The following is a 13,052-nucleotide window of genomic DNA, read 5'->3' as shown; positions in this document are numbered from 1 at the left end:
GGTTCTTTCATGGCGCCGGGAACGGTTGCAGCGGGCAAGAGCGGTTGCGCTCCCGCCTACGGCGTCGACCCCTGCGCAACGGCTTCGATCAGCACCAACTGATCGGCCTTTAAAAGTTTCAAAGAAAAAGCGCCGCCGGTTCTCCGGGGCGCTTTTTCTGTTTTTGTTCGTTCATTACGGACGAGGGTTATTCCCGTCCTCGGCTCAGCCGAAAACCAGAAGCGCGATCAGCCCCAGCGAACCGATGGCGATGCGCCACCAGGCAAAGGGCGCAAAGCCCCGACGCGACACAAAATCCAGCAGAGAGCGAACAACAAAGAGGCCCGAGACAAAAGCGGCGATGAAACCGACGGCAATCAGCGCGCCGTCATCAAAACTCAGCGCATCGCGGTTCTTGTAAAGGTCGAGCGTGAAAGCGCCGAGCATGGTCGGCATCGCCAGAAAGAACGAAAACTCGGCGGCGGAACGCTTGTCCGTGCCCATCAGCAGCGAGCCGACGATTGTAGCGCCGGATCGCGAAGTACCGGGAATCATCGCAAGGCACTGGAAGAGGCCGATCTTGAAGGCAAGCGACGGCGGATAATCCATGATGTCGGTATATTTCGGTTTCAGCGGCAGGCGATCGACCGCAAGCAAAATGACGCCGCCGATGATCAGCACCACGCAGATGAGCATCGGCGTTTCAAACAGCACGGTCTTGATGAAATCATGCGCCAAGGCGCCGATTATCGCCGCCGGCAAAAAGGCGAGAGCGACGGCCAGCACGAAACGACGCGCCTTGGCGCTGGTTGGCAGGGCCAAGGCTATAGACATAAGCTTTTGAAAATAAACGAGAAGAATCGCAAGGATCGCGCCGAGCTGAATGAGGACGGCAAAGGTGTTGCCAGGTGATTTGAAGCCGAGGAAATGCCCGGCCAGCAGCACATGTGCCGTTGAGGAAACGGGAATGAACTCCGTCAGACCCTCGATAATGCCCAGCAGAAGCGCGCTGATGATCGATTGGTCACCCATGAGGTATCCTTCTTTTCAGGGGGAAGTGGCAATGGAAGGCAATTGCGTTAAACTTGTTTTAAAGTAGCCAAGCTCTTATAGCGTCTTGATGAAGCGAAACTGAAAAAGTTTTCCGGCAAATGCCGATCATGACAACCAATCGTAAAAATTGAGTACCGATGCCAACTCTCTATCACTCTCCGATGTCGACCGCATCCCGGTTCGTTCGTCTGATCCTTGCGGAATACGGGTTCCAGACCGATCTCGTGGAGGAGCAGCCGTGGGAAAGACGGCGGGAGTTTCTGGCGCTCAATCCGGCCGGCACCCTGCCGGTCTATCTCGATGACAATATGCGCTCGCTGAGCGGGCCTTATGTGCTTGCCGAATTTCTCGACGAAACGCATGGCGTTCTGAAGCGCGACCGCCGGCTTCTGGCGGAAGACCCGTTTCAGCGCGCGGAAATCCGTCGCCTGACGGAGTGGTTTCTGCAGAAGATGGAAAATGACGTGACCCGGCCGCTGGTGCGGGAACGGGTCTATAAATTGCAGATGACGGCGGCCCAGGGCGGCGGACCGCCGGATTCCAAGCTGCTGCGCACCGCCCGCAACAATATCCGCCAGCATATCAAATATCTGGAATGGCTGGCCGGTTCGCGCACATGGCTCGCCGGCGATCGGTTGAGCTATGCCGACCTTGCCGCAGCCGCCGGCGTTTCGGTGCTGGACTATCTCGGCGAGATCAACTGGCTCGAAGCGCCGATTGCCAAAGAATGGTATCAGCGGCTGAAATCGCGCCCGTCCTTCCGGCCGTTCCTGAGCGAGCGCATTCCGCGCCTTGCCCCCTCCTCCCACTACGCCGATCTGGATTTCTAAGTTCCAGTCCTGCTGGTTGTTTGCTGTGGCCTGCGGCTCAGCCTATATATGCCGCAGAATAGCCCGCAGGAGAAACGACCATCGACGTCGCGAGCGAAAAGCAGCGGATACGCGCGCACAAACTGACGGACTTCGTTCGTCAGGAAGCGCTTTCGCTCGGCTTCGATCTCTGTCGCATCACCGCCCCAGACAGCATTCCGCTCGCGCCGGAACGGCTGAGACAGTTTCTCGACAACGGCTATCACGGCACGATGGCGTGGATGGAGGAAACGGAAGCACGGCGTGCCGAACCGAAAACGCTGTGGGGCGACGTGCGCTCCATCGTCATGTTCGGACTGAACTACGGCCCGGAAGAAGATCCGCGCGACCTGCTTTCCAAACCGGACAAGGCCGCCATTTCGGTCTATGCCCGCAACCGCGATTATCACGACATCATCAAGGGGCGGTTGAAGGAGATCGCAACCCGTTTTGCCGCGCGCGCCGGCGAAGATGTGAAGGTCTTTGTCGATACCGCGCCTGTGATGGAAAAGCCGCTCGCCGCCGCAGCCGGTCTCGGCTGGCAGGGCAAGCACACAAACCTAGTAAGCCGCACCCATGGCTCATGGCTGTTTCTCGGCAGCATGTTCACCACGGCCGAACTCTGTCTCGATGAGGCCGAAAAGGATCATTGCGGTTCCTGCCGCGCCTGTCTCGATGCCTGTCCGACGGCTGCCTTCCCCGCGCCCTATCAATTGGACGCTCGCCGCTGCATCTCCTATCTCACCATCGAGCACAAGGGGCCGATCCCGCACGAGTTCCGCCCGATGATCGGCAACCGCATCTATGGCTGCGACGATTGCCTTGCCGCCTGTCCGTGGAACAAATTCGCGGCCAGCGCCTCCGAGATGAAACTGCAGGCGCGCGAGGATCTGAAGGAACCTTCCATCGCCTTCCTGCTCACGCTCGATGACGCTGCGTTTCGCAGTTTCTTCAGCGGCTCACCGGTCAAGCGCATCGGCCGCAATCGCTTCATCCGCAATGTGCTGATCGCGGCGGGAAACTCCGCAGACCGGCAATTCGTGGAACAATGCAAGGCGCTTGCGGAAACTGACCCTTCGCCCGAGGTGCGCGGCATGGCCGCATGGGCTTTGTCACGGCTTATGGACAGGGACGAATTCCGTACATACTCTGCCGGTCGCGCCCCGGAGCCTGATCCGGAGGCGGAAATGGAATGGCAACTGGCAGAGGCGTGAACCATGCATGTGATGATTTTTGGCGCGGGATATTCGGGCAAGGCCATTGCAAACGCGCTGAAACCCGAGGCCGCAAGCCTTTCCGGCACCACACGCAGCAAAGACAAGTTCGCAAGCCTCGCCACAGCGGGCATGACGCCGTTCCTCTTTGACGGGGTCCATCTCAATGACGAGCTCATCGCCGCCATGGGCAATGTGACGCATCTCGTACAATCCGTCGCGCCGGGCAAGGATGGCGATCCGTTGCTTGCGCTTCTGGGCGGCGATCTGAAAAAGTTCCTGCCCAATCTGACATGGGTCGCTTATCTTTCCACCGTCGGTGTTTATGGCGACCATCACGGCGCCTGGGTGGACGAGACGACACCCTGCCGCCCTGTTTCCGCGCGCTCCGTGGAACGGGTAGCCGCTGAGGCTGCCTGGACTGAAGCAGCCCAAAAGGCGAATGTGCCGCTTTCCGTCCTGCGCCTGTCCGGAATTTATGGCCCGGGACGTAATGCCTTCATGAATTTCGAAAAGGGAACTGCGCGGCGGCTTGTGAAGAAGGACCAGGTGTTCAATCGCATCCGCGTCGAGGATATCGGTGCCGCACTTGCCTTTCTGGCACGAAAAAACGAACGCGGTATCTTCAACGTGACAGATGATGAACCCTGCCCGCCGCAGGATGTGGTGAGCTTCGCAGCGACGCTGATGGGCGTGGAACCGCCGCCCGAGCAGGCTTTTGAAACCGCCGATCTGACGCCGATGGCGCGCTCTTTCTATGGCGAGAACAAGCGCGTTTCGAATGCCAGAATACGCGATCTTGGCTTCGATTTCCGCTTTCCGGAGTACAGACTCTCCCTGAAACAATTGTGGGAAAACGGCCTCTGGCGAGGCTGAGAATGGTCCCATCGAAAGCGATGAAAAATCCTTCCAATCCGGCTTTTGCGGATGGTTTTCGTCTTATTTCAGCTAATTAGGACTTTATTAACCATCCAAAAATCACTAAAATCGTAGTCATTAGAAAAATATTTCACTCACATTTCGTGAAGTGGATTCACGAAGCCGTGACTTGCAACAACATTTCCATTGAGCGTTGATTCTGCATTATTTTTTCCGAATTGTGACAGGGATGGCCAGACGACGCCTTTCCGGCTAACGATCACGAATATTACAGACTGTAACAGTTCGTGATTTGAGATCAGCTTTTTTTCGCCATTTTTCCCTCGCCCTACAATCTCGCATCAAAAGGCGTTCAGGCCAGTTCATGGCCGTTTAGCAAGGGCACAATCAATCGGCGCGGGGCCGATTTTCAGGGAAGCACAGTTTGTTGAATATCCGTCGTATAACTTTCACCGCTGCAACTATCGCCGCCTGTTCCATCATTGCGCCTCTTCAGGCGAATGCGGCAAATGGTTGTGGAGGCGCATCGTGGTATGCGTTGACCTCCAAGACTGCTTCTGGCGAGCGCATGAACGCCGCCAACCTGACCGCCGCCCACCGCTCGCTGCGGTTCGGCACCAAGGTCAAGGTGACCAATGCCCGCAATGGCAAGGCCGTTGTGGTGCGCATCAACGACCGCGGGCCGTTCATCAAGGGTCGCGTTCTCGATCTTTCCAAGGCGGCCGCCAAGAACATCGGCATGATCAACTCCGGCACCGCCAAGGTTTGCTACGAGATCGTCAAGGCCGATTGAGCCTTGCCCTCGCCGCCATTCGCGTCTACCAACCGGGCTTATCAGAAGAACGAGGTAGACAATGCGTTTAGGCGGGCGTTTGGCCGGAGCAATCGAAGTATTGGCGGATATTGAGGGACGCAGGCGTCCCGTCGCCGATGCTCTGAAAGATTGGGGCCTTGCCCATCGTTTCGCCGGTTCCGGCGACAGGGCGGCAATCGGCAACATCGTCTATGACGCGCTGCGCATGAAACTGTCGCACGCCTGGCTGATGGATGACGATAGCGCCACCTCTCTTGGCTACGCCGTGCTGCTGCGCCAATGGGGCAAGAGCTTTTCGGACCTTTCGGCAGAATTCGACGGCGACAAATTCGCTCCCGCCGCACCGGACGAACAAAGGCAACAGGCCTTTCTCTCCCGTTCCCTCGATGACGCACCGGCCCATATTCAGGGCGACATACCCGAATGGGTGCAATCTTCCCTCGAAACGGCATTCGGAGAGCGCTGGCTCGCCGAGGCGCAGGCGCTGAACGAGCGCCCCACGCTTGATCTGCGCGCCAATACCTTGAAAGCGACGCGCGACAAGGTGCTAAAGGCTTTGGAAGAAAGCGGCGCGGAAGCCACGCGTACCGCCCGGCGGGGCGTGCGCTTCCCCGCCGGCGAGGGCCCTTCCCGCCTGCCGAACGTCACCGCCGAACTGTCCTTCCAGAAAGGCTGGTTCGAAGTGCAGGACGAGGGCTCGCAGATTGTTGCCGATCTTGCAGGTGCGCATGAAGGCGAACAGATCCTCGATTATTGCGCGGGCGGCGGCGGCAAGACGCTGGCCATGGCTGCCAGCATGAACAATAAGGGCCAGGTCCACGCCTTTGACGCCGACCGCAAGCGCCTTGCGCCCATCATCGAGCGGCTGAAGCGGGCCGGCACGCGCAATGTGCAGGTCCATGACCGCGCATCAGGCCTTACGCCGTTTCAGGGAAAATTTGACCGCGTTCTGGTGGACGCGCCCTGCACTGGCACCGGAACCTGGCGCCGACGCCCCGATACCAAATGGCGGCTGACGGCGCGCAATCTGGAAGAGCGCGTGCAGCAGCAGGGCGAAGCGCTTTCGCAGGCCAAGGTTTTCGTGCGCCCGGGCGGTGAGCTGCTTTATGTTACCTGCTCGGTTCTGCCCGAAGAAAACGAACAGCAGGTCAGACGTTTCTGCGAGGAAAATACGGAATTCTCCATTGGCTCCGCGTTGCAGCGCTGGCAGACGATTTTTGGCGACAATGCGAATAAGCCGCATTCTTCCGACGGCAAGACAGTGACGCTGACGCCTGCAACCACAGATACGGATGGCTTCTTCTTCTGCTTGATGAAACGCAAAGCATAACGCCATCTTTGCAAGCACTGATTTTACTTGAAAAACAGCCCTCGATCTTGTTTCAAAGCATTCTAAACTAGAATGTTTGACACAAGTTTGTGATTGGGTCAGAACTCGCTTGCCGCAGCCTGAAGTCATTTCACGCCTGCCGAAGGAGAGGGATCATGATCCGCAAAACCATTCTCAGCGCGTCCTTCGCGCTTCTGGCCGCCTCGGCGGCCTTCACTGCGCTTCCCGCCCGCGCCGCGACCGACGCCGCCGCTGTCGTCAAGCATTATGCCGATGTCGCGCATGCCAAATATGAGGATTCGCTGACCACGGCAAAGGCGCTGGACAAGGCCATCGATGCGCTGATCGCGACGCCGAGCGAAGACACCCTGAAGGCCGCCCGGGAAGCCTGGATCAAGGCGCGTGTTCCCTATCAGCAGTCGGAAGTCTATCGTTTCGGCAACCCGATCGTCGACGATTGGGAGGGCAAGGTCAACGCCTGGCCGCTGGATGAAGGCCTGATCGATTATGTCGACGGTTCCTACGGCACGGAAAGCGACGAGAACGAGCTTTACGTGGCAAACATCATCGCCAATCCGAAGATCAAGATCAGCGGTGAAGAGGTCGACGCCTCCAAGATCACCCCCGAGCTGATCGAAAGCCTGCACGAGGCGGGCGACGTCGAAGCCAATGTGACGACCGGTTACCACGCCATCGAGTTCCTGCTTTGGGGTCAAGACCTGAACGGCACCGGACCGGGCGCGGGCAACCGCCCCTATACCGATTATGACAAGGCGAAATGCACGAACGGCAATTGCGACCGCCGGGCCGATTACCTGAAATCCGCCTCGACCCTGCTGATCAAGGATCTTCAGGAGATGGTGGATGCCTGGGCGCCGGAAGGCGAAGCCACGAAGACAGTGGAAGCCGACCCGAAAGCGGGCCTGACCGCCATTCTCACCGGCATGGGCTCACTCTCCTATGGTGAGCTGGCCGGCGAACGCATGAAGCTCGGCCTTTTGCTGCATGATCCGGAAGAGGAGCATGATTGCTTCTCCGACAACACCTATAATTCGCATCTTTACGACGCGATCGGCATCGCGTCGGCCTATACCGGCGACTATACCCGCGTGAACGGGACGAAGATGACGGGCGCCTCGCTGTCTGAACTGGTCGGCGCCAAGGACAAGGCACTGAACGACGAGATGCTGGCGAAGCTGAACAAGACACTCGACGCCATGCACGCGATGGAAAAGCGCGCCCAGACCGTTGAGGCCTATGACCAGATGATCGGCGAAGGCAACAAGGAAGGCAACGCCGTGGTTCAGACGGCCATCGATGGCCTTCTCGACCAGACGAAGACTGTCGAACGCGTCATAGCGGCGCTCGATCTCGGCAAGATCGAGCTTGAAGGCTCCGAGAGCCTCGACAATCCGAACGCCGTCTTCAAATAAGCGGCAAAGCGGGCCGCAGATTGCTGCGGCCCGTTGCTCTCCATCGCCCCTGTTGTCATGCAATTTTTGCTGCCGCCTACCCCTAAGCCGTTCTTCTTAACCGGGGCAGCCTGCCTTGTGGCGTCGATGGCGCTTGCCGAACCGCTGCGTAGCGATCTGACGGAGACAGATCGAGACCGCGTGCTGGCCGTGACCACCCCAACGACGGATTTTACCAGGCCGGAACCTTTCGAGGCCATGTCCGGCGGAGCAACGACCAGCACCGGCAAACCCGACAGCGGCGCGTTTTCGCATCCTTCCGCCACAATGCCTCTGGCGCGGAAACAGGATTTCAAGCTTGGCAACGCGCTGTTCCAGAAGCTCTGGGTCTCTTCTCCCTCCTCCACACAGGCCTCGGACGGTCTGGGGCCGCTTTTTAATGCCCGTTCCTGCCAGACCTGCCATGTGAAGGATGGCAGGGGTCGACCGCCCCTTGCCGGAGAAGACGCCGTCTCCCTCTTCCTGCGGCTGGCGCGACCGGCCCGCAATGAAGCCGAACGACAGGCCATTGCCAGCCACCAGGTCTTGAATTTTCCCGACGAGACCTATGGCTGGCAGCTTCAGAACCTGGCCATTCCCGGCCTCGCCGCCGAAGGCAAACCGGTCATCACCTATACGGAAAAGCCAGTGCAGCTACCGGGCGACGAGGTGGTGATGTTGCGCAAGCCCGACTATGCCGTGGCTAATCTGCAATATGGCCCGCTTGGCGCCGACACGACGCTTTCAGTGCGCATTGCCATGCCCACCCTCGGGCTTGGCCTGATCGAGGCCATTGCCGCGGCCGATATTCTGGCCAACGCCGACCCAGACGACAACAATGGCGACGGCATTGCCGGGCGTCCGGCATGGGTCAAGGATCATCGCACTGGCGAGATAAAACTCGGACGGTTTGGCTGGAAAGCGCAGAATGCCAGCGTGCGCGACCAGAGCGCCAGCGCCTTCTCCCATGATATCGGCATTTCCACGCCGGATGCGCCGAACGCCTATGGCGATTGCACCGACGCCCAGAATGACTGTCTGGCCATGCCGGCCGGCGTGCAGCCCAGGCTCGGGCCGGTAGAAGCGCCCGACCCGGTTCTCGATCTCGTGACCTTCTACACCGAAAACCTCGCCGTACCGCGCCGCCGCAATGTCGATGATCGGGTGGTTCTGCAGGGGAAGCAGCTTTTCTATGCCTCCGGCTGTACCGCCTGCCATACCCCGAAATTCGTCACCCGACGCGATGCCGCCGACCCCATGCATTCTTTCCAGCTGATCTGGCCCTATTCCGATTTTCTGCTGCATGACATGGGCGAAGAGCTTGCCGACGGCCAGCAGGTGGGTGAAGCAAGCGGGCGGCAGTGGCGTACCCAACCGCTCTGGGGCATCGGCCTGACACAAAAGGTCAATGGCAACGGTTTTTACCTGCACGACGGCCGGGCGCGCAGCCTGCCGGAAGCGATATTGTGGCACGGCGGCGAAGCGCAGAAAGCGCGCGACGCCTTTGCCGCCTTGCAAAAATCCGACCGGCAGGCTTTGCTGGCCTTTCTGGAGTCCCTTTGATGAACAATGCCATGCGAAAAATCTCCGGCCTCTTTTCCGTGCTGCTGCTTCTGGCCAATCAGCCGGCAAAGGCACAGGACGTGGAACTGATGCCGCCACCGCCGCTTGACCCCATGCAGGTGCGGGGTGTCATGGAAAAGGCTGTGAACGGTTTCATCCGTCCCGGCTATGACCACTTCCGGCAATCGGCGGAGACGCTGGAAGGCCGTATGAAAGCGTTTTGCGCCGCTCCGTCCCAAACGACGGAGACGGCAGCGCAGGCGGCTTTTGCCGATACTGTCTCGAGCTGGTCGACCATCGAGATCGTGCGTGTCGGCCCTGTCATCGAGAAGAACCGTTTCGAACGCGTGCTTTATTACCCCGACAAGAAGAGTCTGGGCCTGAAACAGGTGCAGCGTTATCTCGCCGAAAAAGATGAAAGCGTCACCAGTGCCGAACGCCTGAGCGGCAAGAGCGTTGCGGCGCAGGGGCTCGGCGCTCTCGAATTCGTACTTTACGGAACCGGAGCGGAAGAGCTGCTCGACAGGAAGGGTGATTTCCGCTGCCGTTATGGCGCCGCCATCGCCGGCAATATCGCCAATGTGGCGGCGGAACTTTCCGACAGCTGGAATGCACCTGATGGCGCGCAGAAGAACTGGACTGAGCCCGGTGCGGACAACCCCGTCTTTCGTGACGAGCGCGAGGCGCTTGTTGCCCTGCTCGGCATTCTCGTCCACGGCTCCGAGGCCATCCGCGACCAGCGGATCGAAACCTTCTACAAGGGGCCGGACAAGGCAAGATTTCCCCGCACCGCCATTTACTGGCGCTCCGGCCTGACCTGGAAGAGCATTTCAGCCAACATCAAGGCGGTTCAGACCCTGCTGCACACGGCCGGTATGGTCGAACTCGTGCCGCCCGACCAGCGCTCCATCATCAACTCCATCGATTTCATCGCCAAATCGATGATCCGCGTTGCCGGAACCATTGATACGGATGTGCAAAAGGCGCTGGATCAGGACGATCAGCGCGCCAAGGTGGATTATCTGCTGCTCAACGGCAAAGACCTGATCTACCGCCTGAACGATCAATATGGCGGCGCGATCGGCCTCAGCTCCGGCTTTTCCTTCGCCGACGGAGACTGAGCTGATGATCTCAGGCAAAAAGCCGATGCTGATGGACCGGCGAAGCTTCATCAAGGCGGCGGGCATTCCCTTCCTCGCCACGCTTGCCCCCGGCTCGCTGCATGCGCTGGAACGCGCCGACGCCGTCTTCGCTTCAGCCTTTCGCGCCCGTGACGGCTCCTACGGCATCGCGACCATCAGCGAGCGCGGCGAGATCATCGACCGCGTCACGCTTCCCGCCCGCGCCCACGGAATGGCGACGAGCCACGCGACCGGCATGACGGTGGCCTTTGCGCGCCGACCCGGCACCTTCTTCATGGCCTTCGACCCCGCGCGGCGCCACGAGCCGATCGTGATGCACACGCCGGAGAACCGCCACTTCTATGGCCACGGGCGATTCTCACCCGATGGCGCAATCCTTTATGCCAGCGAAAACGACTTCGACGGCAATCGTGGCGTCATCGGGCTCTATGACGCCCGCAACGGCTTTGCCCGCATCGGCGAATATGACGCGCATGGCATCGGCACGCATGACATGACGGTGAGCGATGGCGGACGGCTGATGGTGATCGCCAATGGCGGCATCGAGACCCATCCGGATTTCGGACGAACCAAGCTGAATATCGACAATATGCAGCCCTCTCTTGTGCTTCTCGATACGGCGACCGGTCAGTTGATTCAGAAACACGCAATGCCGGATCGTCTGCGGCAGCTTTCCACCCGCCATGTGGATCTCGGCGATGACGGGCGCATCTGGTTTGCCTGCCAATATGAGGGACCGCGCAACGACCTTCCACCGCTTGTCGGTCATTTCTCGAAGGGTGAGGATGTGTCCCTCCTGGACTTGCCCCAGGAAACGACGATGCGCCTTGCCAATTATGTCGGGGCCATCGCCGTCAACCGGCGCGATGGGCTGGTGGGCCTGACATCGCCCAACGGCAACGCCGCCGTGACCCTGGATGCGAAAACCGGGCGCGTTTTATCCGAGACGACGGTGCGGGAAGCCGCGGGCGTCGCCCCTGCCGCGAACGGCATTGCTGTTTCTTCCTATGACGGATTTTTCGAGACCGTGCGCAGCGACGTGGCATGGGACCAGCATATCGTGCGTCTCTCCAGCTAAAATACTGAAAAGGCACGGGAACAAAAGCATGGTCGGCGCATTGGATGCGTCATGAAAAACCTTACCGTGTACATTGTTTTCGTAGTTGCAGTTGTTGCCGTTGGAGCGCTGATCGGCGTCAACAATATGCCGGGCGAATGGTATCAATCGCTGCAGAAACCATTCTTCAATCCACCCAACTGGATTTTCGGGCCGGTCTGGACGGCGCTTTACGTGCTGATCGGCATTGCCGGCGCCCGCACCTGGATCAGGAAGCCGATGGGGACGCGTATGCGCCTCTGGTTCACGCAGATGATACTGAATTTCCTGTGGTCGCCGATCTTTTTCGGCATGCAGAGCCCGGCAGGCGCACTCGTCATCATCATCCCCATGCTGATCTGCATCATCGCCTTCATGGCGCTGACCTACCGCCGTGACCGCATATCGATGTGGCTTTTTACGCCCTATGCGCTGTGGGTCGCCTTTGCCACGGTGCTCAACGCAAGCATCAGCATGCTGAACTAATTCGGCTGCAAGCCCTTGCCTTGCCCGCCGCCACGCGCCATGTCAGTCTGCGACAGGGCAGAAGGCAGGCAGGTAAGCCATGGAGATCACGGATCCCGGCGATTTTCGTCAGCGGATAGAAAGCAGCTTTGCGCGCCAGGGCGTGGTGCAGGCGATCAACGCCGAGATCACCCGTATCGAACACCGGCTGGTGGAAATCGAACTGCCTTTTCATGAAAAGCTGACGCAGCAGCACGGCATATTACATGCGGGCGTCATCGCCGCCGGTCTGGATACGGCCTGTACCTATGCGGCCTATACGATCATCGAGCCTGACGCCTCGCTGCTGACCATCGAGTTCAAGGTCAACCTCATGTCGCCCGGACGCGGCGAACGGTTCCTGTTTCGTGGCGAAATCATCAAGCCCGGAAACAACCTGATCGTCGCCGATGGCCGCGCTTATGCGCTTTCGGACGGGCCGGCAAAGCTGATCGCCTCCATGACCGGCACCATGATGGTGGTAAAGGGTCGCGAGGATATTACCGGATGAACTACCGGCTTTTGCATGTTGCGGATAAATCCGTCCTCTTCGTCATGGCGGCTTCCGCCGAATACGGCCCCCATCTACAGGCCCGCATTGCGCCGCTGATGACCGGCGTCGGCCCGGTCGAGGCTGCGATTTCGGTAACGGCCGTTCTTGCCGGTCTCGATGCGGCAGACCATTTGCCCGACCTCGTCGTTTCTCTCGGCTCTGCCGGTTCACGCACTCTGGACCAAACGGGCGTCTATCAGGCGATTTCGGTTTCGTATCGCGATATGGACGCCTCCGCCTTCGGTTTCGAAAAGGGTCGCACGCCCTTTCTTGACCTGCCGGCCGATGTGCCATTGCCTTTCCTCATACCCGGCATTGCCGAGGCACGTCTTTCCACCGGCGCCAACGTGGTTTCCGGTGCGGCCTATGAGGCGATCAACGCCGACATGGTGGAAATGGAAACCTACGCCGTGCTCCGTGCCTGCCAGCGCTTCGGCGTACCGCTTGCCGGTCTGCGTGGTATTTCCGATGGCAAGGCGGATGTGAACCATGTGGATGACTGGACGGAATATCTGCACATCATCGACGAAAAGCTGGCGGAGGCCGTCGACGGGCTTTGCCGCGCCATTGAAGACGGTACGATCGCCCTTTGAAACCTTGCGATTTTCGCAAATTTCCGCTGTTTG

General features: G+C 59.4%; 13 protein-coding genes. 12 read left to right on the top strand and 1 reads right to left on the bottom strand.

Annotated elements, in window-relative coordinates:
- Nucleotides 1-204 precede the first annotated feature (204 nt).
- Nucleotides 205-1,011, bottom strand: coding sequence for an undecaprenyl-diphosphate phosphatase (locus ASB65_RS01125; RefSeq protein ID WP_003503855.1), 807 nt, complete (start codon nucleotides 1,009-1,011; stop codon nucleotides 205-207).
- Nucleotides 1,012-1,169: 158 nt separating this feature from the next.
- Here ASB65_RS01125 and ASB65_RS01120 point away from each other — a divergent pair, with 158 nt between their 5' ends.
- From ASB65_RS01120 to ASB65_RS01065, 12 genes are all read left to right on the top strand, one after another.
- Nucleotides 1,170-1,862: a glutathione S-transferase family protein gene (locus ASB65_RS01120; RefSeq protein ID WP_003503856.1), complete on the top strand. Its 693-nt coding sequence runs from the start codon at nucleotides 1,170-1,172 to the stop codon at nucleotides 1,860-1,862.
- An 80-nt stretch (nucleotides 1,863-1,942) separates the two neighbouring features.
- Entirely contained in the window at nucleotides 1,943-3,094 is a 1,152-nt protein-coding gene (queG, locus tag ASB65_RS01115) for a tRNA epoxyqueuosine(34) reductase QueG (protein ID WP_026363808.1), read from the top strand.
- Between the two features lie 3 nt (nucleotides 3,095-3,097).
- The gene (locus ASB65_RS01110; RefSeq protein WP_060722812.1) at nucleotides 3,098-3,970 is read left to right on the top strand and encodes an SDR family oxidoreductase; all 873 of its coding nucleotides are present in this window, start codon (nucleotides 3,098-3,100) and stop codon (nucleotides 3,968-3,970) included.
- Between the two features lie 427 nt (nucleotides 3,971-4,397).
- A complete protein-coding gene (locus tag ASB65_RS01105) occupies nucleotides 4,398-4,766 on the top strand; it encodes a septal ring lytic transglycosylase RlpA family protein (protein WP_003503862.1) in 369 nt (122 codons plus the stop codon).
- A 61-nt stretch (nucleotides 4,767-4,827) separates the two neighbouring features.
- On the top strand, nucleotides 4,828-6,117 hold the full coding sequence (locus tag ASB65_RS01100; RefSeq protein WP_060722811.1) for an RsmB/NOP family class I SAM-dependent RNA methyltransferase: 1,290 nt from the start codon (nucleotides 4,828-4,830) through the stop codon (nucleotides 6,115-6,117).
- Between the two features lie 155 nt (nucleotides 6,118-6,272).
- Nucleotides 6,273-7,550, top strand: coding sequence for an imelysin family protein (locus ASB65_RS01095; RefSeq protein WP_060722810.1), 1,278 nt, complete (start codon nucleotides 6,273-6,275; stop codon nucleotides 7,548-7,550).
- A gap of 126 nt (nucleotides 7,551-7,676) precedes the next feature.
- Nucleotides 7,677-9,131: a di-heme oxidoredictase family protein gene (locus ASB65_RS01090; protein WP_236734514.1), complete on the top strand. Its 1,455-nt coding sequence runs from the start codon at nucleotides 7,677-7,679 to the stop codon at nucleotides 9,129-9,131.
- Complete coding sequence (locus ASB65_RS01085; protein ID WP_060722809.1) at nucleotides 9,131-10,252, top strand: imelysin family protein; 1,122 nt, start codon at nucleotides 9,131-9,133, stop codon at nucleotides 10,250-10,252. The genes ASB65_RS01090 and ASB65_RS01085 overlap by 1 nt, the downstream gene beginning before the upstream one ends.
- A gap of 4 nt (nucleotides 10,253-10,256) precedes the next feature.
- Entirely contained in the window at nucleotides 10,257-11,351 is a 1,095-nt protein-coding gene (locus ASB65_RS01080) for a DUF1513 domain-containing protein (RefSeq protein WP_060722808.1), read from the top strand.
- A 51-nt stretch (nucleotides 11,352-11,402) separates the two neighbouring features.
- The gene (locus ASB65_RS01075) at nucleotides 11,403-11,855 is read left to right on the top strand and encodes a TspO/MBR family protein (protein WP_060722807.1); all 453 of its coding nucleotides are present in this window, start codon (nucleotides 11,403-11,405) and stop codon (nucleotides 11,853-11,855) included.
- Nucleotides 11,856-11,934: 79 nt separating this feature from the next.
- Nucleotides 11,935-12,384 (top strand): PaaI family thioesterase, encoded by a 450-nt coding sequence (locus ASB65_RS01070; protein ID WP_003503875.1) that lies wholly within the window; start codon nucleotides 11,935-11,937, stop codon nucleotides 12,382-12,384.
- Entirely contained in the window at nucleotides 12,381-13,019 is a 639-nt protein-coding gene (locus ASB65_RS01065; RefSeq protein WP_060722806.1) for a 5'-methylthioadenosine/S-adenosylhomocysteine nucleosidase, read from the top strand. The genes ASB65_RS01070 and ASB65_RS01065 overlap by 4 nt, the downstream gene beginning before the upstream one ends.
- Nucleotides 13,020-13,052 lie beyond the last annotated feature (33 nt).

This window comes from Agrobacterium tumefaciens str. B6 (assembly GCF_001541315.1).
GTDB lineage: Bacteria > Pseudomonadota > Alphaproteobacteria > Rhizobiales > Rhizobiaceae > Agrobacterium > Agrobacterium radiobacter.
The sequence above is the reverse complement of the archived record's forward strand: the minus strand, read 5'-3'. Positions and strand labels throughout refer to the sequence as shown.

Excerpts from the sequence above, each read along its gene's own strand:
- ASB65_RS01125 (WP_003503855.1), bottom strand. The coding sequence starts at position 1,011 with ATGGGTGACCAATCGATCATCAGCGCGCTTCTGCTGGGCATTATCGAG.
- ASB65_RS01120 (WP_003503856.1), top strand. The coding sequence starts at position 1,170 with ATGCCAACTCTCTATCACTCTCCGATGTCGACCGCATCCCGGTTCGTT.
- ASB65_RS01110 (WP_060722812.1), top strand. The coding sequence starts at position 3,098 with ATGCATGTGATGATTTTTGGCGCGGGATATTCGGGCAAGGCCATTGCA.
- ASB65_RS01100 (WP_060722811.1), top strand. The coding sequence starts at position 4,828 with ATGCGTTTAGGCGGGCGTTTGGCCGGAGCAATCGAAGTATTGGCGGAT.
- ASB65_RS01095 (WP_060722810.1), top strand. The coding sequence starts at position 6,273 with ATGATCCGCAAAACCATTCTCAGCGCGTCCTTCGCGCTTCTGGCCGCC.
- ASB65_RS01090 (WP_236734514.1), top strand. The coding sequence starts at position 7,677 with ATGGCGCTTGCCGAACCGCTGCGTAGCGATCTGACGGAGACAGATCGA.
- ASB65_RS01085 (WP_060722809.1), top strand. The coding sequence starts at position 9,131 with ATGAACAATGCCATGCGAAAAATCTCCGGCCTCTTTTCCGTGCTGCTG.
- ASB65_RS01080 (WP_060722808.1), top strand. The coding sequence starts at position 10,257 with ATGATCTCAGGCAAAAAGCCGATGCTGATGGACCGGCGAAGCTTCATC.
- ASB65_RS01075 (WP_060722807.1), top strand. The coding sequence starts at position 11,403 with ATGAAAAACCTTACCGTGTACATTGTTTTCGTAGTTGCAGTTGTTGCC.
- ASB65_RS01070 (WP_003503875.1), top strand. The coding sequence starts at position 11,935 with ATGGAGATCACGGATCCCGGCGATTTTCGTCAGCGGATAGAAAGCAGC.
- ASB65_RS01065 (WP_060722806.1), top strand. The coding sequence starts at position 12,381 with ATGAACTACCGGCTTTTGCATGTTGCGGATAAATCCGTCCTCTTCGTC.